General features: G+C 72.5%; 16 protein-coding genes. 4 read left to right on the top strand and 12 right to left on the bottom strand.

Annotated features, from left to right (window positions below):
* Nucleotides 1–32: 32 nt before the first annotated feature.
* From ACQP2Y_RS11890 to ACQP2Y_RS11875, 4 genes are read right to left on the bottom strand one after another with little or no spacing between them, the layout of a single operon-like run.
* A complete protein-coding gene (locus ACQP2Y_RS11890; protein WP_433727251.1) occupies nucleotides 33–1,094 on the bottom strand; it encodes a hypothetical protein in 1,062 nt (353 codons plus the stop codon).
* Nucleotides 1,084–1,716 carry a sugar transferase gene (locus ACQP2Y_RS11885; RefSeq protein WP_433727249.1) on the bottom strand — a complete coding sequence of 211 codons (633 nt, stop codon included), beginning with the start codon at nucleotides 1,714–1,716 and terminating at the stop codon, nucleotides 1,084–1,086. Before ACQP2Y_RS11885 ends, ACQP2Y_RS11890 begins: the two co-directional genes overlap by 11 nt.
* On the bottom strand, nucleotides 1,713–2,969 hold the full coding sequence (locus ACQP2Y_RS11880; RefSeq protein ID WP_433727247.1) for a nucleotide sugar dehydrogenase: 1,257 nt from the start codon (nucleotides 2,967–2,969) through the stop codon (nucleotides 1,713–1,715). Before ACQP2Y_RS11880 ends, ACQP2Y_RS11885 begins: the two co-directional genes overlap by 4 nt.
* A 29-nt stretch (nucleotides 2,970–2,998) precedes the next feature.
* Entirely contained in the window at nucleotides 2,999–4,984 is a 1,986-nt protein-coding gene (locus tag ACQP2Y_RS11875) for a polysaccharide biosynthesis protein (RefSeq protein ID WP_433727245.1), read from the bottom strand.
* 407 nt (nucleotides 4,985–5,391) lie between these two features.
* Between ACQP2Y_RS11875 and ACQP2Y_RS11870 the strand changes: the two genes are divergently transcribed.
* A complete protein-coding gene (locus ACQP2Y_RS11870) occupies nucleotides 5,392–6,492 on the top strand; it encodes a glycosyltransferase (RefSeq protein WP_433727243.1) in 1,101 nt (366 codons plus the stop codon).
* Here ACQP2Y_RS11870 and ACQP2Y_RS11865 read toward each other — a convergent pair.
* Nucleotides 6,468–7,064: a VanZ family protein gene (locus tag ACQP2Y_RS11865; protein WP_433727241.1), complete on the bottom strand. Its 597-nt coding sequence runs from the start codon at nucleotides 7,062–7,064 to the stop codon at nucleotides 6,468–6,470. The two genes, ACQP2Y_RS11870 and ACQP2Y_RS11865, sit on opposite strands and share 25 nt — an antisense overlap.
* Before the next feature lie 34 nt (nucleotides 7,065–7,098).
* Nucleotides 7,099–7,704 (bottom strand): response regulator transcription factor, encoded by a 606-nt coding sequence (locus tag ACQP2Y_RS11860; protein ID WP_433727239.1) that lies wholly within the window; start codon nucleotides 7,702–7,704, stop codon nucleotides 7,099–7,101.
* A 416-nt stretch (nucleotides 7,705–8,120) separates the two neighbouring features.
* Here ACQP2Y_RS11860 and ACQP2Y_RS11855 point away from each other — a divergent pair, with 416 nt between their 5' ends.
* A complete protein-coding gene (locus ACQP2Y_RS11855) occupies nucleotides 8,121–8,816 on the top strand; it encodes a phosphatase PAP2 family protein (RefSeq protein ID WP_433727237.1) in 696 nt (231 codons plus the stop codon).
* Here the strand turns inward: ACQP2Y_RS11855 and ACQP2Y_RS11850 are convergent.
* The 3 genes from ACQP2Y_RS11850 to ACQP2Y_RS11840 form a co-directional block, all read right to left on the bottom strand.
* Nucleotides 8,797–9,978, bottom strand: coding sequence for a PP2C family protein-serine/threonine phosphatase (locus ACQP2Y_RS11850; RefSeq protein WP_433727235.1), 1,182 nt, complete (start codon nucleotides 9,976–9,978; stop codon nucleotides 8,797–8,799). The genes ACQP2Y_RS11855 and ACQP2Y_RS11850 overlap by 20 nt on opposite strands.
* Nucleotides 9,979–10,075: 97 nt before the next feature.
* Nucleotides 10,076–10,438 carry an STAS domain-containing protein gene (locus ACQP2Y_RS11845; RefSeq protein WP_433727233.1) on the bottom strand — a complete coding sequence of 121 codons (363 nt, stop codon included), beginning with the start codon at nucleotides 10,436–10,438 and terminating at the stop codon, nucleotides 10,076–10,078.
* Nucleotides 10,417–11,229, bottom strand: coding sequence for an ATP-binding protein (locus ACQP2Y_RS11840; protein WP_433727231.1), 813 nt, complete (start codon nucleotides 11,227–11,229; stop codon nucleotides 10,417–10,419). The genes ACQP2Y_RS11845 and ACQP2Y_RS11840 overlap by 22 nt, the downstream gene beginning before the upstream one ends.
* Before the next feature lie 289 nt (nucleotides 11,230–11,518).
* On the opposite strand from ACQP2Y_RS11840, the gene ACQP2Y_RS11835 reads away from it, so the two are divergent.
* On the top strand, nucleotides 11,519–12,175 hold the full coding sequence (locus ACQP2Y_RS11835; RefSeq protein WP_433727229.1) for a DUF3159 domain-containing protein: 657 nt from the start codon (nucleotides 11,519–11,521) through the stop codon (nucleotides 12,173–12,175).
* Here ACQP2Y_RS11835 and ACQP2Y_RS11830 read toward each other — a convergent pair.
* The 3 genes from ACQP2Y_RS11830 to ACQP2Y_RS11820 are packed head-to-tail and all read right to left on the bottom strand — an operon-like array spanning nucleotide 12,140 to nucleotide 15,080.
* Nucleotides 12,140–13,603: a glycosyltransferase family 2 protein gene (locus ACQP2Y_RS11830; protein ID WP_433727227.1), complete on the bottom strand. Its 1,464-nt coding sequence runs from the start codon at nucleotides 13,601–13,603 to the stop codon at nucleotides 12,140–12,142. The genes ACQP2Y_RS11835 and ACQP2Y_RS11830 overlap by 36 nt on opposite strands.
* Nucleotides 13,600–14,706: a HEAT repeat domain-containing protein gene (locus ACQP2Y_RS11825; RefSeq protein WP_433727225.1), complete on the bottom strand. Its 1,107-nt coding sequence runs from the start codon at nucleotides 14,704–14,706 to the stop codon at nucleotides 13,600–13,602. Before ACQP2Y_RS11825 ends, ACQP2Y_RS11830 begins: the two co-directional genes overlap by 4 nt.
* Nucleotides 14,706–15,080: a response regulator transcription factor gene (locus tag ACQP2Y_RS11820; protein WP_433727223.1), complete on the bottom strand. Its 375-nt coding sequence runs from the start codon at nucleotides 15,078–15,080 to the stop codon at nucleotides 14,706–14,708. Before ACQP2Y_RS11820 ends, ACQP2Y_RS11825 begins: the two co-directional genes overlap by 1 nt.
* 146 nt (nucleotides 15,081–15,226) lie before the next feature.
* On the opposite strand from ACQP2Y_RS11820, the gene ACQP2Y_RS11815 reads away from it, so the two are divergent.
* Nucleotides 15,227–16,978 (top strand): sensor histidine kinase, encoded by a 1,752-nt coding sequence (locus ACQP2Y_RS11815; protein WP_433727221.1) that lies wholly within the window; start codon nucleotides 15,227–15,229, stop codon nucleotides 16,976–16,978.
* Nucleotides 16,979–16,983 lie beyond the last annotated feature (5 nt).

The raw sequence follows: 16,983 nt of genomic DNA, 5'->3' as shown, positions 1-16,983 counted from the left end.
GCCCGGCGGCCGCGGAGCAACGGGATTCCGGGTCAGGCCGCAGCCGGCGCGGTGGCGAACGCGCCGAGCACCTCGGCCACCCGGCGCACATCCCCCGGCCCGCACCGATGATCCACCGGCACCGTCAGGATCCTCGCCGCCAGATCGGCCGCCTCCTCATCCCCGCTCCACACCCCGCCCCGGTCCTGCCGCCAGTGCACCGGCGCGAAAATCCCGTGCCCCGCCAGATGCGCCAGCAGACCATCACGGACCGGCTCCGACTCACACAGCAGCTGCACCCGGAACGGCACCGCACCGGCCGGCCCACCGGCCAGCACCCGCCACGCCCCGCCCCGAGCCGCCAGGGCGTCGATCAGAGCATGCGCATTCCGGGCGCTGGCGGCGCGCAGCCCGGCCAGATCCAGCAGCGGCAGCACCGTCGCAGTCAGCGCGCTCGCCGGACCTTCGCTGCCGAGCAGAGCGTGCTCGCCGCGCTGTTGCAGGGCCCGGAAGTCGTCCTTGGACACTTCCCGGCCGTCCAGCCACGCGCCCTTGAGCAGCATCGCCACCAGTTTCAGCTGCGCGCCGGGGCTTTCCGTACCGACCGGCCCGGGCAGGGCCAGGCCGTGCGGGGACCACAACAGGCCGCCGTCCGGCAGCGGCAGGGTCTTGCGCAGGGAGGCCACCGCGTACGGCGCCGAGCTGGCGCGGGCCCAGTCGCTGAACGGGTCGTGTGAGTGGTCCTCCACCACGGTGACGCCGGGGTGCGCTCGCATCCACGCGGCCCACGGCTCCGGCTGGTCGCGGCCGAAGAGGTTCTGGGCCAGGACGACGTCGCCCGGCAGCGCGCGCAAGGTCTCCAGGCGGGGTCCCTGGCCGTCGGGCAGGTGCCGGTACCAGGTGATCGGCACGTCGGCGGACAGCGCTTCGGCGACTCCCATGCAGAAGAACGACGGCACGTGCAGCCGGCCCGGCGGCGCCAGCTGCCGCAGCAGGGTGCTCAGTGCCCCGCAGCCGGTCGCGAACAGCTCGAACCGTTGCGGCAGCAAGGATTGCGGTGTGGTCGCGATGGCGGCCGGGTCCCAGTGGAACTCCGAGCCGACCTCAGGCCGCACGGCCGAGGTCCCGGGCGCGCTGGATGTTGAGCTCGTCGACGTGCACCGGGGCCTCCTCGCGGTGCAGGGTGGCCACCGTACGCCAGAGGATGCGCAGGTCGAGCGTCACCGAGCGGTGGTCGACGTACCAGCGGTCCAGGGCGAAGCGCTGCGGCCAGTCGATGTCGTCGCGGCCGTTGATCTGGGCCCAGCCGGTGATGCCGGGCTTGACCTCCAGGCGCCGGGCGTCCTCGGCCGAGTAGTTGGCGACCTGCGGCAGCACGTCCGGGCGCGGCCCGACCAGGCGCATCTGCCCGCGCAGCACGTTCACCAGTTGCGGCAGCTCGTCCAGGCTGGTGCGGCGCAGGAAGCGGCCGCACCGGGTGATCCGCGGGTCGTTCTCGACCAGGCCGAACGGGTCGCTGATGCCCAGCTGCGCGCTCAGCGCGACCGAGTCGTGGACCATCGTACGGAACTTGAGCATCCGGAACGGCACCCCGCCGAGCCCGGCGCGGTCCTGGACGAACAGGATGCCGCGGCCGTCGGCGATTCTGATCCAGGCCGCGACCACCAGGATCAGCGGGGACAACAGCATCAGTGCGACGGCGGCGGCCAGCCGGTTGAGACCATCCCAGAGAGTCATAGCGTCTCCACATTCGGTCCGGTGATGCGGTGCCGGGTGTCCAGGACGTAACCGGCGTGCTCGACGACCAGGTCCAGGTCGAAGGCGTCGTGGTCGGCGAGCAGGATCACGGCGTCCGCCGCGGCGATCTGTTCGGCGGTGGCGGCGACCCGGACGACGCGGCGGTCCACGTGGGCGTCCTCGACCACGTGCGGGTCGGCCGCGCGGACCTCGGCGCCCATGTCCAGCAGCAGCGAGGCGACCCGCCGGGCCGGCGACTCGCGGGCGTCGCCGCTGTTCCTCTTGTACGCCAGCCCGAGCAGCAGCACGGTCGAGCCGTTGACCGGCTTGCGCCGCTGGTTGAGCGCGCCGACCAGGCGCCGGACGACGTAGTCGGGCATGTGGTTGTTGATGTCGTTGGCCAGCTCGACGAACCGGAAGCTCTGGCCCAGCGTCCGCTGCACCCGCCAGGACAGGTACGACGGGTCGATGGGCAGGCAGTGCCCGCCGACCCCGGGACCGGGCACGAACGGCATGTAACCGAACGGCTTGCTCGACGCCGCCTCGATCGCCTCCCAGACGTCGATGCCGAGGTCGTGGGCGAACACCGCCAGCTCGTTGATCAGCGCGATGTTGACGTGCCGGAAGGTGTTCTCCATGAGCTTGGCCAGCTCGGCGACCTTGGGATCGGAGACCGGCACGGTGTGTTCGACGACCGTGGCGTAGAAGGCCTGCACCCGCTCCAGCGACTCGGCGTTGATGCCGGAGACGACCTTCGGGGTGGTGACCAGGTTCCAGGTGCGGTTGCCGGGGTCGATGCGCTCGGGGCTGTAGCCGAGGTGGAAGTCGACCCCGGCGATCAGGCCGGAGCCCTCCTCCAGCAGCGGCGCGACCAGGTCGGTGGTGGTGCCCGGATAGGTGGTCGACTCCAGCGCCACGGTGGCGCCCGGGCGCAGATAGCGTGCCAGGGTGCGGGCGGACTGCTCGATGTAGTTGAGGTCGGGGGTGCCCTCGCGCAGCGGCGTCGGCACCGCGATGACCGCGACGTCGAAGCCGGCGCAGGAGCGCGGGTCGGCCGACGGGTGGAACGAGCCGGCGTCGAGGATCTCCTGCAGCTCGGCCGAGGACACATCGTCCACGTACGACTCCCCGGCGGCGAGGCGTTTGATGCGTTCCTCGTCGACGTCGAAGCCGACGACCGAATGACCCACCTGGGCGGCGCGGACCGCCAGCGGCAGCCCCACGTAACCCTGACCGGCGATGACGACCCGCATGGGCGTGTTCCCTTCCTGCGCGGGGCGGCTCACGGCTGCCGTCCCGGGCGTACGGTGAATTCGGGCTGCCGCGGCGCGGTGGTCTTGTTGCGGGCGCTCGGCCGGCGCCCGTTGCGGGTCGCCGGCATCGGCGGCGGGGTCTCCCGGGCCGGCGACAGCGCCGGGCTCTCGGCCAGCCAGCGCAGCACGGCGATCAGGTCCTTACGCGGCACGGTGGGGTCCAGCAGCGAGAGCACGGCACCGTCGAGCGGGGGCACCGGCGCCTGCGAGATCAGCGGGTGGTGCGGGCGGTGGTCGGGCTCGTCCGGGCCGAGCAGGATCTCGGAGAGCTTCTCGCCGGGGCGCAGGCCGGTGTAGACGATCTGGATGTGCCGTTCCGCCGCATCGGCGATCCGGCGGGCGACGTCGTGGATGCGCACCGGCTCACCCATGTCGAGCACCAGCACCTCGCTGGAGCTGTCGATCGCGCCGGCCTGGATGACCAGGCGGACGGCCTCCTGCACGGTCATGAAGTAGCGGGTCATCTCGGGGTGGGTGACGGTGATCGGCCCGCCCGCCTCGACCTGCGCGGCGAAGGCGGTCAGCACCGAGCCGCGGCTGCCCAGCACGTTGCCGAAGCGCACGCTGCAGTAGGTGCCGTGGGCGGCCTCGTCGGCCGCCGCGGTGAGCCGTTCGGTGATCCGCTTGGAGTAGCCGAGCACGCTGACCGGTTCGGCGGCCTTGTCGGTGGAGATGTTCACCAGCCGGTCGACGCCGTGGCGCAGGGCCGTCTGCAGGATCTGGTACGTGCCGATGATGTTGGTCTTGAGCGCCTCCGAGGGGTGCATCTCCAGCAGCGGCAGGTGTTTGAGGGCGGCCGCGTGGAACACCACCTGGGGCCGGTGCTCGGCGAAGACCTCGTCGAGGCGCTGCTGGTCGCGGATGTCGGCGACGACCAGGTTGCGGTCGTCGAGCATGCCGCGGCCGTCCATGGACAACTGCACGGCGTGCAGGCCGGACTCGTCGCGGTCGAGCATGACCAGCTGGGCCGGGTGGAAGCGGGCGACCTGGCGGCACAGCTCCGAGCCGATCGAGCCGCCGGCCCCGGTGACCAGCACCCGGCGCCCGGCCAGGTAGCCGGCCACCGCGGCCAGGTCGATGCCGATCTCGCGGCGCCCGAGCAGGTCGGCGTGGCTGACCGGCCGGATGTCCTCGACGCTGACGGTACGGCCGAACAGCTCCACGACCGGCGGGACCACCTTCAGGTCGACGTTGAGCGGCTCGGCCAGCTCGGTCAGCTCGCGCACCAGGTCGGCGCCCGCGCTGGGAATGGCGATCAGCACCGCGTCGGCGCTGTACCGGCGGACCACGTCGGCCATCGCCTGCCGGTTGCCGGCCACCGGCACCCCCATCACCCGCAGGGTGCGCTTGGCCGGGTCGTCGTCGAGCAGCGCGACCGGCACGTACGGGCTGAACGGGCTGCGCAGCATCGCGCGGATGACCTGGGTGGCGCCCTCGCCCGCGCCCATCACGACGACCCGGGTGCCCGGCTCGGGCGACGGGCGCAGCCGCTGGTCGTTGAGCAGGCGGACGGCGTAGCGCACGCCGGCGGTGAGCACCAGGGCGATCAGGCCGGCCGCGATGATGGCCGAGCGCGGCACGAGCCGGCCCAGCAGGGTGTCCAGCACGAAGATCACCGGGGTGGCCACGACGGCGGTCCGGGCCAATGCGGCGATCTCCTCGAAGCAGCCGTACGACCAGCGCCCGGTGTAGAGGCCGAAACGCAGCCCGGCCACGGTGTGCACGACCGCGGCGAAGCACGCCAGCACCAGCAGCGGCAGCAGGTGGACGTGGCTGAGGTCGCCGTCGTGGCGCAGCAGGGTGGCGATCAGCAGGGCCAGACCCAGCGCGGCCGCGTCGACGCCGGCCCGGGCCACCCGGCCGGGTACCACCATGCGTAACCAGGGCGTCCCGGCCGGCCTCCGGGCCAGCCGGTCGCCCGCGGTGGCGTCGGGCGCTGCTCGCCGTACCTGCATGGATTTCCTCCCTGGACGGATACCGGCGGTCGACGGCCGCGGTGAGAACTGGCAAGGAAAGAGAGCGGGCGCGCACCGCATCAAATACTGGTGGAATTGCGCGTGCCGCTCGCCGCTCGTCGCTTTTCAGCGCTTGCGAATAAAGGTTGCCAGTTGCGCCAGATCGATCACAGTAGCAATTGTCACGGCCTACATGAGCGTGGTTCACGTTCGGCACCCGAGGCGATCGCGTGCTCTCGATCGCCTACTGCGCAGGCACTTTCGGCGTGCTGATACATCCGTTCGGCCGGACCCGTAATGCGTTTTGCGCGTTCGGTGGCATTCATGTTGGGCATGACATCTGCGACTTTCATTGTCGGCCCCGACTCTGGCAGCGTCGCCAGTGGGCCGCGAGGAAAGAGGGGGAAATGAGGGTGCTGCACGTCATCAGCACTTTGGCGGCCGGCGGGGCCGAGCAACAACTGCGCCTGCTGGTGCCCCGGCTGCCGCACGACTGCGAGGTGGTCACCCTGGCGCGGCCGGGGCCCGTCACGACGGCGCTGCGGGCCGGCGGTACGGCGGTGCACGAGCTCGGCACCGACGGCGGCCCGGCCTCGATCGTGCGGCTGCGCCGGCTCATCCGGCTGGGCCGCTTCGACGTCGTGCACACCCACCTCTACCGCGCCTGCGTGCAGGGCCGGTTCGCCGCCCGGCTGGCCGGCGTCCGGCCCGTCGTCGCCACCGCGCACCACCTGAGCGCGCGGTCGGTCGAGGACCGCCCGGCGTCCGGTCGCGTCCGTGCGCTCTACCTCGCCGGCGAGCGCGCCGGGCAGGCCACGATCGCGGTGACGCCGACGGTCGCCGGGCGGCTGCGCGCCTGGGGTGTGCCGGACGCCCGGATCACCGTCATTCCCAAGGCCGTGGACGCCGCCGAGTTCCGCTTCGACCCGGCCCTGCGCGCGGCCGCCCGGGCCCGGCTGGAGATCGCGGACGGCGTACCCGTCGTCGGTGGGGTGGGCCGGCTGGAGCACGGCGAAGGGTTCGACCGGCTGATCCGGGCGGTCGGCGAGCTGCCCGGGGTCACCCTGCTGCTGGTCGGCGACGGCCCGGCCCGGGTCGCGTTGCAGCGGCTCGCCGCTATCGAGGGCCTGGCCGACCGGGTCCGGTTCGCCGGCACCGTGGGCCACGCCCGGGAGATGCTCTGCGCCATGGACGTCTTCGCGTCACCGCCCGGCCCGGACACCGCCGGGCTGGTGGTGCTCGAGGCCCTCGCCGCCGGCCTGCCCGCCCTGTACGCGACCTGCCCGCCACTGGACGAACTCGCCGCGGCCCGGACCGTCCTCGACGGCGCCCACCGGCTCTCCCCGCGCGATCCGCAGTCGCTGGTGCGGGCACTGCGTACCGAAGTCCTCTGTCACCGGGAACGTCGCGGCGCCCGGCTGCCCGCCCGCTCGGCCGGTGACCGCTACAGCGCCGCCGCCGTGGCCGCCTCGGTATCCAGGCTCTACGACCGGGTCGCGGGACGGTGAACCGGCGGCGCCGCGGGCTCGGTCTCCACCAGCGACCAGCCGCGCATCAGCTCGCGGACCCGCGCCGAGCGCATGGTCCGCCAGAAGAGGAGGAAGCCGAGCCAGGCGCCCAGGGTGTTGGCGGTCAGGTCGTTCACGTCGGCCCAGCGGTTGCCGTGCCAGGCGAGGCAGATGACGGCCTGGGTGATCTCGATGGACAGGCTGACCAGCAAACCCGTCAGCACCACCCGGCGGCGTTCGCGCAGGCCGGCGACCAGATACAGCAGGGCCGCCAGCGGCAGCGTCATCACGATGTTGAGCAGGAAGTCGTCGACCCGCATGGTGATCAGCGGGACCAGGATGATGCGGTAGAACTCCGGCGGACCGGCGCCGGGACCCCAGGCCAGGTGCAGCGGCAGCAGGGTCGCGCCGACGACGGCCACCGCGTACCAGCCGGCGATCCACGCCGTGGTCAGGCGGCGGGCGCTGAGCAGGCCGCGCCGGTGCAGCAGCACCCAGGAGACGATCATGAGCACGCCGCCCAGCGGCAGCAGGATGGGCAGCGCCGGCACGTCGAGCTGATGGAATGGCATCCCGGTCAAGGGTACGTGCCCGGCCGCCGCAGCCTCAGCGCAACCAGCCGTCCTTGCGCGCGATCCGGATGGCGTCCAGGCGGTTGCGGGCGCCGGTCTTGGTGATGACGGCGGACAGGTAGTTGCGGACCGTACCGCCGGACAGGTAGAGCCGGCCGGCGATGTCGCTGACCGAGTCCCCCTCGGCGGCCAGCCCGAGCACCTCGAGCTCGCGGGTGCTCAGGCCCCGGTCGGTGTTGAGCGAGGCGGCCTGCAGCAGGGGCGACACGACGCGTTCACCGGCGGCCAGGCGGCGCACGGAGTCGGCCAGCACCGCCCCGGAGACGTCCTTGAGCAGGAAGTTGAGCCCGCCGGCCCAGCGCCGGGGCGGGAGCATGCCGCGTTTGGCCGGGTCGCAGAGCAGCAGCATGGCGCAGGACGGGATGGTGGCGTGCAGTTCGGCCGCCATCGGCAGCACCTGGCTGACCATGTACTCGGTGTCGATGACGATCACCGTCGGCCACAGCTCCGCCGCCCGCTGCGCGAGATCACCGGCGAACGGCAGGGTGCCGACGTAGTGCAGATCAGGCTTGGATTCCAGAAGTACCCGTACCGGGACACCGAAGTATCCCTCGTCCCGCACCACCGCGACCCGGATCATCGCACCACCCTTCAGCGAGGGACGACCGGCACCGGGCCGGGGTCGTCCACTTGTCGGGGCCTGCCTACTCCCACAGGTCTACTTCGGAGACGCCAGCCCGGTGGATCGCCCATCGGGATCGATAAATTCGCACGTCCGGTTGTTGAAACAACAGTTTCCGCAGCTCAACACGGATTTGTGCCAATGAATTGCGGTGCCGTCGACGGATGTCAACCTATCGCTGGGACCGGTCGCCGACACCCGGGTTAACCGATCGACCGAGGCAAGTCTGCCGGATCTTCACCGCGGGCAACCGTATTGACGCGTTCGGTGAGCCGCCCATCGGATTCGAAAACCTCCGTTGTCGCATTACTCCGGACAAGCCGGAAAGGCGGCCCTAGTTTCGCGCACGAACACCTGCGGGTAATGCGCCGGCCATGGCAGATATCGCGGTTCAGGCCCTCAAACGGGTGTTCGCCCCCGTCGCCGTCTTGCTCGGCGTCATGATCACCCTGGGTCTGCTCATCACCAAGGTCATGATGCACATGTGGCCGTTCACGATCGAGGACTCGGTCAACCGCGAGCTCGAGCGCGACCGCACCCATGACATCAGCCTGGTCTCGCTGATCTTCAGCACCCTGGCCAGCACCCCGGCGATCATCGCGGTGACCGTGCTGGCGGCGCTCGCGCTGCGCCTGGTCCTCAAGCGCTGGCGCGAGCCGATCTTCCTCTGCGCCGCGGTCTGCGCCCAGGCCGTCGTCTTCTTCCTGACCACGCTGGTCATCGACCGGCCCCGCCCGGACGTGGAGAAGATGGACACGTCCCCGCCGACGTCGAGCTTCCCGTCCGGGCACACCTCCGCGGCGGTCGCGCTCTACCTCGGACTGGCCGTGATCCTCTTCCGGGTGGCCAACCGCACCTGGCTCAAGCGGGCCGCCTGGCTGCTGCTGCTCGTGCCCATCGGGGTGGCGCTGACCCGGATGTACCGCGGCATGCACCACCCCAGCGACGTGGCCGCGTCGTTCCTCAACGGCGGCATCTGCGTGCTGGTCATGGCCCGCGCCGTTCTCGACCGCACCGGCATCCGCGGGCCCCACCCCCGGCCGGGCCGGCTCACCACGGCGAAGGCGTGACGACCGGCGACGGCTGCCACTGCACCAGAGCAGCCGTCGCGTCGTCGCGCAGTTCACCGTTCTCGTAGGACACGATCGCGTGGATCAGCTTGCGCATCGTCTCGGCCGGTGAGCCCTCGGCCATCGCCTTGACGATGAAGTTGGCCAGCCGGTCCAGCCCGAACAGCTCCCCGTCGGCCGAGCGCGCCTCGGTGATCCCGTCGGTGTACAGCATCAGGGTGTCCCCCGGCTCGAGCAGCAGCTCGGTGACGCCGGGCGGCCGCGGCAGCATGTGCCCCAGGCCCAGCGGCAACGCTGTCGGTGTGGGCAGCGCGGGCAGCGCCCGGCCGCCGCGGATGTGCAGCTCGGCGGGATGTCCCGCGGCGATCCGGCGGTAACGGCCGGTGCCGGTGTCGAGCTCACCGAGCAGCGCGGTGACGAACGCGCCGGGATACTGCGCGCGGATCCACTTGTCGATCGAGCGGTACGTGTCGGCCAGGTCCAGCCCGGAGCGACGGGCGTTACGGTACGTGTTCAAAGTCAGCGTTGTCAGCGCACTCGCACTGATCCCGTGCCCGACGGTGTCGAACAGGGCGACGTGCACGATGTCGCCGTTCGCCGCATAGTCGAAGGCGTCCCCGCCCACGTCGTAGCAGGGCTCCAGGACCGCGGTGACCAGGGCGCCGTTCGCGGCGAAGGTCAGCGGCGGCAGCTGGTTCCAGATGATCTCGGCGGCCAGCTGCATCGGCAACCGGCGCCGGGTGCGCTCCACCGCGTCGCCGTAGAAGCGCCGGCTCGCGATCAGCTCCGCGACCAGCGCGGCGATCACCCCGAAGTCACGCCGCTCCCGCTCGCCCGGCGCATCGCGCAGCCACACCTCGAGCACGCCGAGGCGTTCCGCGCCGTGCAGCAGCGGCAGCCACAGACATGTCTTCTCATTGGTCGTCTCGGCGGTGCAGAAGGCGTGCCCGGCCAGGGTGCCGTCCACCGGCCGCGGCTCGAGACTGCCCGGCGTGCCGTGCAGCGGCCACAGCGACAACTGCTCGTAGTCGACCAGCAGCACGGTGACAGTGACGGCGTCGAGCAGCGGCGCGACATCGCTCAGCGCCGTCGGCAGATCCTCCGGCCGGCTGCGATAGCGCAGGTCGAGCAGTCGCCGGACAGCTTCCATCGAGTCGGACACCCGGATCACCCCCGCCATGCCCTTCCCCGAACCGGGCCCTTGCCAATCACGAAGCGCGTCGCCGGTACGCAGTTCCGCGCGCCGGGTGCACCCGGCATCAACTCGCGGGGTCCTGCAACCAGTGCATCAGCCAGGCCACGTGCCGCTGCGGGTCGGCAGCGACACACGTCCCGCCCCGCGCGATGATCTTCTGGCGCATGTCGGCCAGCATGCGGGCACCGGCGCAGTCGCAGAAATCCAGCCGGGACAGATCAAGAACGACGCGGCCCGGGCGATCGCGAGCAAGGATACGCATCAGCGCGGCACGCACAGCGTGCTGGACAGCGAAGTCGAGGTCACCACGAACCGCGATGGTCGACGCCTGATCATCGCGGACGGAGACGAACACGTCGCACGTCGAGGAATGCCCTGTCGCATCGATGTGGGGTTCCGCCACCGTCATGGCGATGGGTGCCGGCACGAACGGATCGTGGCCCAGACCATCTTGCCGTCCCGGGTCGACATGGCGCCCCAGGACGAGGCCAGCGTGTCCACGAGCAGCAGACCCTGGCCGCCGCTGGCGCGTGACGACGCCGGCGTGGTGGCCGGCTGCCCGGGCAACCGCGGACTGCCGTCGCGCACCGAAAGGTGCAGTCCACGCTGCCGGCGCCAGACGGTGACGGCCATGGGGGTGCCGGCGTGCTGGACGGCATTGGCGACCAGCTCCGAGATCACCAGCCGGCCCGGATGCCGCAGATTCGGGAAATCCCAGGCTTCACTGGCGACATCGATCAGGTCACGGGCCAGTCCCGCCGCACCCGGTCCCGGCGCCAGCCGGGTCAGCTGCAGCCGGTCGGTGAGCGGGCGACGGCTGATGACGGCCGTGCGAGCCTGTTCCACGGTGGTGAAGATCGGGACGCTGCGAGATATCCCGATCCAGTGCAGCCGGCGGGACAGCGAGCCGGACGCGGGGACAGCGAGGGCGAGCTGCACAGGCGGTTGCAGGCCCGTGGTCGCCCGGTGCGCGGCCAGCCACATCGCGGCGCTGTCCGCGTGCCGATCCTTCAACCCCTGCAGATCGACAATGACCGCCGCCGGATGCTCGGCGAGACACTTCCGGAGCACGGTGTAGATGTCCAGGGCCAGACGCCTGGTCCACTGTCCGGACACCACCATCTCGACCACCGCGGTGTCCACGTCGCACGTCACGGACACGCCTGACCCGCTGTGGTCCCCACCGTTGTCGAGCAGATACGGAGGATGCACCTCCATAGCAGTCCTTCTCCCCAGATCGGCTGCCATCGTCGGGTACGGCCTTCGGGAAGTGTGGGCGGAGTGGCGGTATCAGGTCAACGGCGGCGGGCTGTCATCCGCAACCATCACCCGATCGAGACCATGGACACACCTCGATGCAGCATGTGTTCTGCCTCAGGGGTACGCGCCATCTCACGGTGCAACGTCGTCACTGAACGCACAGCTTTCCGGTCGGCCGGCGACACCTCGGCCCCATGACCTCGATGGCCACCGGTTAGGCTGGCCTAAGTCGAGAGCGGGGTGGGACGTGGCGCAACCGGAGTCGCTGGCCGATCTGCTGGGTGGGCGGCGGGCCGCGCTCGACGCGACCGTGCCCCCGGTCGTCTTCGTCGCCGGGTGGCTGGCCGGTGGCCGGTCGATCTGGGTCGGCGCCGGCGCCGCGATCGTCGCCGCGCTGGTCGTCGCCGGTTGGCGGCTGCGGCAGGGCGACAAGCCGCGGGCGGTCCTGGTCGGGCTGCTCGGCGTGTGCGTCGCCGCGCTCATCGCCCTGCGCACCGGCCGGGCCGAGGACTTCTTCCTGGTGCAGATCGTCACCAACGCGGCGAGCGCGCTGGCCTGGGCGGTCAGCATCGTCGTCCGGTGGCCGCTGCTGGGCGTCATCGTCGGCGCGGTGCTGGGCCAGCGGACCCGCTGGCGGCGTGACCCGGCGCTGCTGCGGGCGTACTCGCTGGGCAGCTGGGTGTGGGTCGCGCAGTATCTCGTCCGGCTCGCCGTCTTCGTGCCGCTCTGGGCCGCGCACGCCGTGGTGGCGCTGGGCATCGCCCGGGGCGTGCTCACCTGGCCGCTGGTGGCCGCCTGCCTGGCGGTGAGCTGGTGGGTGATCCGGCGCAGCCTGCCGACCGGGCACCCCGGCCTGCGGCATCCGCGCTCAGCGGTCGACGCCCACGCTGACGGGCTCGGCTGACTCGCGTCCGGTGTCGAAGCCCGCGCGGTGCATCACGCCCCACTCGGCCCGGCGCCCGTGCAGGGCCCCCAGCGCGCCCCGGACCTGCCACACCGCGAGGATCTGCCGGTAGCCGAAGTTCTCCAGGATCGCCGCCAGCACCCCGCGCACCAGGTCGCCCCAGCGCGGGTAGCGGTGGAACGAGACCTCCTCGATGAACAGTGAGGCCAGGCTGACCAGCAGCCCGTACCCGTAGGCGACCAGCACGAAGCGCCAGACGAACGCGAGGTCGACGGCGTCCACCCAGAGCCCGAGCGGCAGCAGCACCAGCGCCGCCAGCTCGACGAACGGCGCCAGCAGCTCGAAGACCACGTAGTACGGCAGCGCGATCAGCCCGATCCGGCCGTACCGGGGATTGGCGATCATGCCGCGGTGCTTGCGCAGGATCTCCGCGATGCCGCGGTGCCAGCGCCGCCGCTGGCGGCCCAGCACCCGCAGGCTGGCGGGCGCCTCGCTCCAGCTGACCGGTTCCGCGACGAAGATGACCCGGTAGTCCTGGCGCCGCCGGCGCAGATGGTGGTGCAGCCGCACCACCAGCTCGGCGTCCTCGCCGATGGTGTCGGTGGCCATGCCGCCGATCTCGACGACCAGGTCGCGGCGGAAGACCCCGAACGCGCCGGAGATCACCACCAGGCCGCCGAGGCGCGACCAGCCGGTGCGGCCCATCAGGAACGCGCGCAGGTACTCGACCACCTGGATGCGGACCAGCCACTGCCGGGGCATCCGCACGTCCACCACGCGGCCGCCGACGACCTTGCACCCGTTGGCGATGCGCACCACGCCGCCGCACGCCGCCACCCGCAGCGGGTCGTCACCGAAGGGCTTGGCCACCGACAGCAGGGCGTCCGGGTCCAGCACCGAGTCGGCGTCGACCATGCAGATCAGCGGGTGCCGGGCCAGGTTGATGCCGACGTTGAGGGCGTCGGCCTTGCCGCCGTTGGTCTTGCGGACCACGGTCAGGGTCTCCGAGTTGGCCCGGGCGACGTGCACGGAGAGCACCCGCGACTGGTACGGCACCTCGGCCGGCACCACCCGCGGCACCTCGACCAGGTCGAACTCGGCCCGCAACAGCTCGAACGTGTCGTCGCTGGAGCCGTCGTCGACCACCACGACCTCGTAGCGGGGATAGCGCAGCGCGGTCATCGCCGTGACCGCGGCGACGATCCCCGGCCCCTCGTTGTACGCCGGCACGATCACCGACACGGGCAGCGTCAGCGGGCTGCGGAACATGTCGTCGGCCCCGGCGAACGGCGCCCGCCGCAGGTGCCGGCCGAACTCCAGCCCGGCCAGCACGATGAGCACCAGGTAGCTGCTGTTCAGCGCGACGAAGTAGGCGAAGATCGTGACGTCGGTGTAGTGCAGGATGTCGCGGATGAGCCCGGCCGTCACGCGCCGGCCCCCACACGTTCCCCGTGCTCGGCCCCGACCCGCGACAGCGCCAGGGCCTCCTGGGCGTGGCTGGCCGAGGCCGACGGCCGCGCGTGCGCCCCGGACTGCGTCCGCTCGGCCTCGATCTCGGCCGCGAGCGCCTCGGCGCCGGCCCGGCCGAGCCGGCGCAGCGCGTGCGCGGCCTCGTGCGCGACCTGGAACTCGTCGTCGCCGAGCAGGCCGGCCAGGATCGGCACCGCGCTGGGGGATCCCAGCTCCCCCAGGGCCCGGGCGGCGGCGGCCCGCAGCGCCGCGGGCCGCGACGGGCTCAGCGCCTGCTGCAACGGTTCGAGGGCACTGCGGGTGCCGAGCTTGCCCAGGTTGGTGGCGGCGGCCACCCGGACGTCGAGGTAGCTGTCCTCGCGCAGCACCCGGGCCATGCGGTCCACGGATCCGGTGGCGCCGAGCAGGCCGAGCGCGTCCAGGCAGACCGCGCGGACCCGGGCCTGCGGGTGGTCGAGCGCGGCCGACAGGGTCACCTCGGCCTCGGCGCCGAGCTGCACCAACGTGTGGGTGGCCAGCAGTGAGGGCACCGGGTCGGAGCGGTCCAGGCTGGCGATGATCCGCCAGGCGGCGGCCGGGTCCCCGATGCGGCCCAGCGCGCGGACGGCCACGACCCGGACCTCGTCGTGCCGGTCGGTGAGCAGCCGGCACAGGTCCGGCACGGCCTGGCGCAGCTCGAGGTCGCCGAGCACCTGGGCGGCCCGGGCCCGTTTGACCCGGCTGTGCGAGTGCAGGTTCCCCAGGGCCGTACGGGCGATGCCGCGTTGCAGGAAGACGGAGACCAGCGCGAGGTGCGCCTCCCCGCGCAGCTTGCCCAGCAGGGCCAGGGCGCCGGGCTCGGCGGCCCGCCAGGCCTCGTCGGGGATGGCCACCAGTTCCTGGGCGCCGTGCTCGCCGTTGTCCGCGACGAAGGCCAGCAACGCCCGGCGTGGTCCGGCGGCCAGGGCGGCCCGGCGGCGGTGCCGGGTCTTGCGGGCCACCCGGACCCCGACGATGGCGATCACGGTCACGGCGACGACACCGGCCAGCACCTCGAGCACGACAGTGAACAGGCCCAGCATCAGCTGTTCACCCGGGCCAGCGCGGCCTCCACCCGTTCCTGCAGGTCACGGGGGCTGAACGGCTTGACGATGTACTCGGTGGCGCCGGCCGCGTACCCCTGCTCGAGGTCCTGGGGCCGCGACCGGGCGGTGAGCATGATGATCGGCACGGTCGCCGGCAGCGGGCCGGCGCGCAGCTCGCGGCAGACCTCGATACCGGACATCCGGGGCATCCGCACGTCGAGCAGGACCAGGTCCGGCGGGTTCTCCCGGGCGGCGCGCAGCGCGGCGAGCCCGTCGGCCGTCTCGACCACGTCGAAGCCGCCCTTGGTGAGCTTGTACGACACCAGGTGGCGGATGTCCGGATCGTCTTCGACGAGGAGGATCGTGCTCATCGTCCTCCCACTTCGCGCGGTCCGGCCTGACGGTGCACCGCCGAATATATCCGTTTTGTGAGCATCGTTAGCCGGGAACGGTAGCAATGCGGCAACCCCCGGGCGCGGCCCCTCAACCGTCCCGGGCCGGCGTCGATAGAGGGTGCGTGAACATCCGGAAGGTGGCCGGCTCCCCCGGCCGGCGCGGCGTCGCCCTCGCCGCGACCGTGCTGACCCTCGGGCTCGGCACCGGCGCGGCCGCGGCCGGCGGGCTCGCCGCGACCGCGCGCGACGCCGGCACCGCGGCACTCGCCCTGCGGACCGCGAGCGTGCGCGGCGCCCTGGACACGACCTTCCAGCGGTACGCGGACACGATGCACGACCTCGTGGCCGCCGCCGCCACCCAGCCCACCACCTCCCTGGCCCCCACGGTGGCCCGGATCGCCGGCGAGCGCCTGCCCGGGGCCCACCAGATCGTCGTGGTCGGCGCCGACCGCACCGTGCGCGCCCAGCACACCGTCGACGGCAGCACCCCGCCGGCCCGTACCGTCCTGTCCGCCGAGCCCGAGCTGGCCCGCGGCCTGGAAGTGGCCCGCGACAGCGGCCGGCTGATCGCGAGCCCCGCGCACGTGCTGCCGGCCGACCTCGGCCTGCCGCCGGCCCACCGCCAGCCCGCGTTCCAGCTCATCGCCCCCGTGCACGACCAGGGGTTCCGCGGCTGGGTCGTGCTCGCCGTCCGGGCCCCCGACCTGCTGCGCGAGTCGCTGCGCGGGGCCGGCGTCACCGGGGTCGCCACCGTGCTGACCGAGACCTCCCCGGACGGCGTGACCCACGAGGTCGCCCGCTGGGCCGAGGGCGGTGACCCGATCGGGGACGCCGGCAGCACCGTCGACGTGGCCACCGCCGGGCACACCTGGCAGGTACGGGTCCGCCCGACGACCGAACTGATCAGCGCCGCCCGTACCGCCGCCGCACCGCTCACCGTGCTCGGCGCCGCCCTGATCAGCATGCTGGTCGCCGCGGTGCTGCTGGCCGCGGACCGCGGCCGGGCACGGGCCGAGGCGCGGGCCCGGCGGGCCGCCGCCGAGCGCCGCGCCGACCTGGACCGGCACCGGGCCGAGCTGGCCCGCGAGCAGGAGGTCCAGCAGCGGCTGCGGGAGCAGGCGCTGGCCGCCGAGCAGCAGGTACGCGAGCAGGAGGAGGAACTGGCCGGCTTCGCCCGGGCGGCCTCCGATCACCTGCACGCCCCGCTGCACACCATCGCCGGCTTCACCGAGCTGCTGCTGGAGGACAGCGACGCGTCGCTGGCCCCGGCCACGCGCGGCTTCCTGGACCGCATCGGGCGCAGCACCGGCCGGATGCTGACGCTGGTGGACGACCTGCTGACCTACTCGACCACGAACGACGCCGCCCTCAAGCTCGTGCCGGTCGACACCGGCGGGCTGGCCCTGGGTGTCGTGGCCGCGCGGCTCGACCACGTGGACGGCGAACGACCGAGCATCGACGTGGGCGAGCTGCCCGCGGTCACCGCCGATCCGGACCTGCTCGGTGAGCTGCTCAGCCAGCTCGTCGACAACGCGGTGCGCTTCGTCCGGCACGGCACGGCGGCCCGGGTGACCGTGGCTGCCCGCGAACAAGCGCCCGGCCTGGTCCGCATCGAGATCGCCGACCGCGGCATCGGCGTACCGGAGGAGCAGCGCACCCGGATCTTCGCGCCGTTCCACCGGGCGCCGGCGGCCGAGGGCTTCCCCGGCACCGGGCTGGGCCTGGCCGTCTGCCGCAAGATCGTCGCCCTGCACGGCGGCGAACTGGGCGTCGAGGCCAACCCGGGCGGTGGCAGCGTCTTCTGGTTCACCCTGGCCGCCTCGCCGGTGGCGCCGGTCACCGGACCCGAGCTGCTGGCCGCCGACCTGGCTTAGGCTGG

Origin of the sequence: Actinoplanes sp. CA-051413 (assembly GCF_050955795.1) — a bacterium.
GTDB lineage: Bacteria > Actinomycetota > Actinomycetes > Mycobacteriales > Micromonosporaceae > Actinoplanes.
This window is presented reverse-complemented; position numbering and strand designations above follow the sequence as displayed.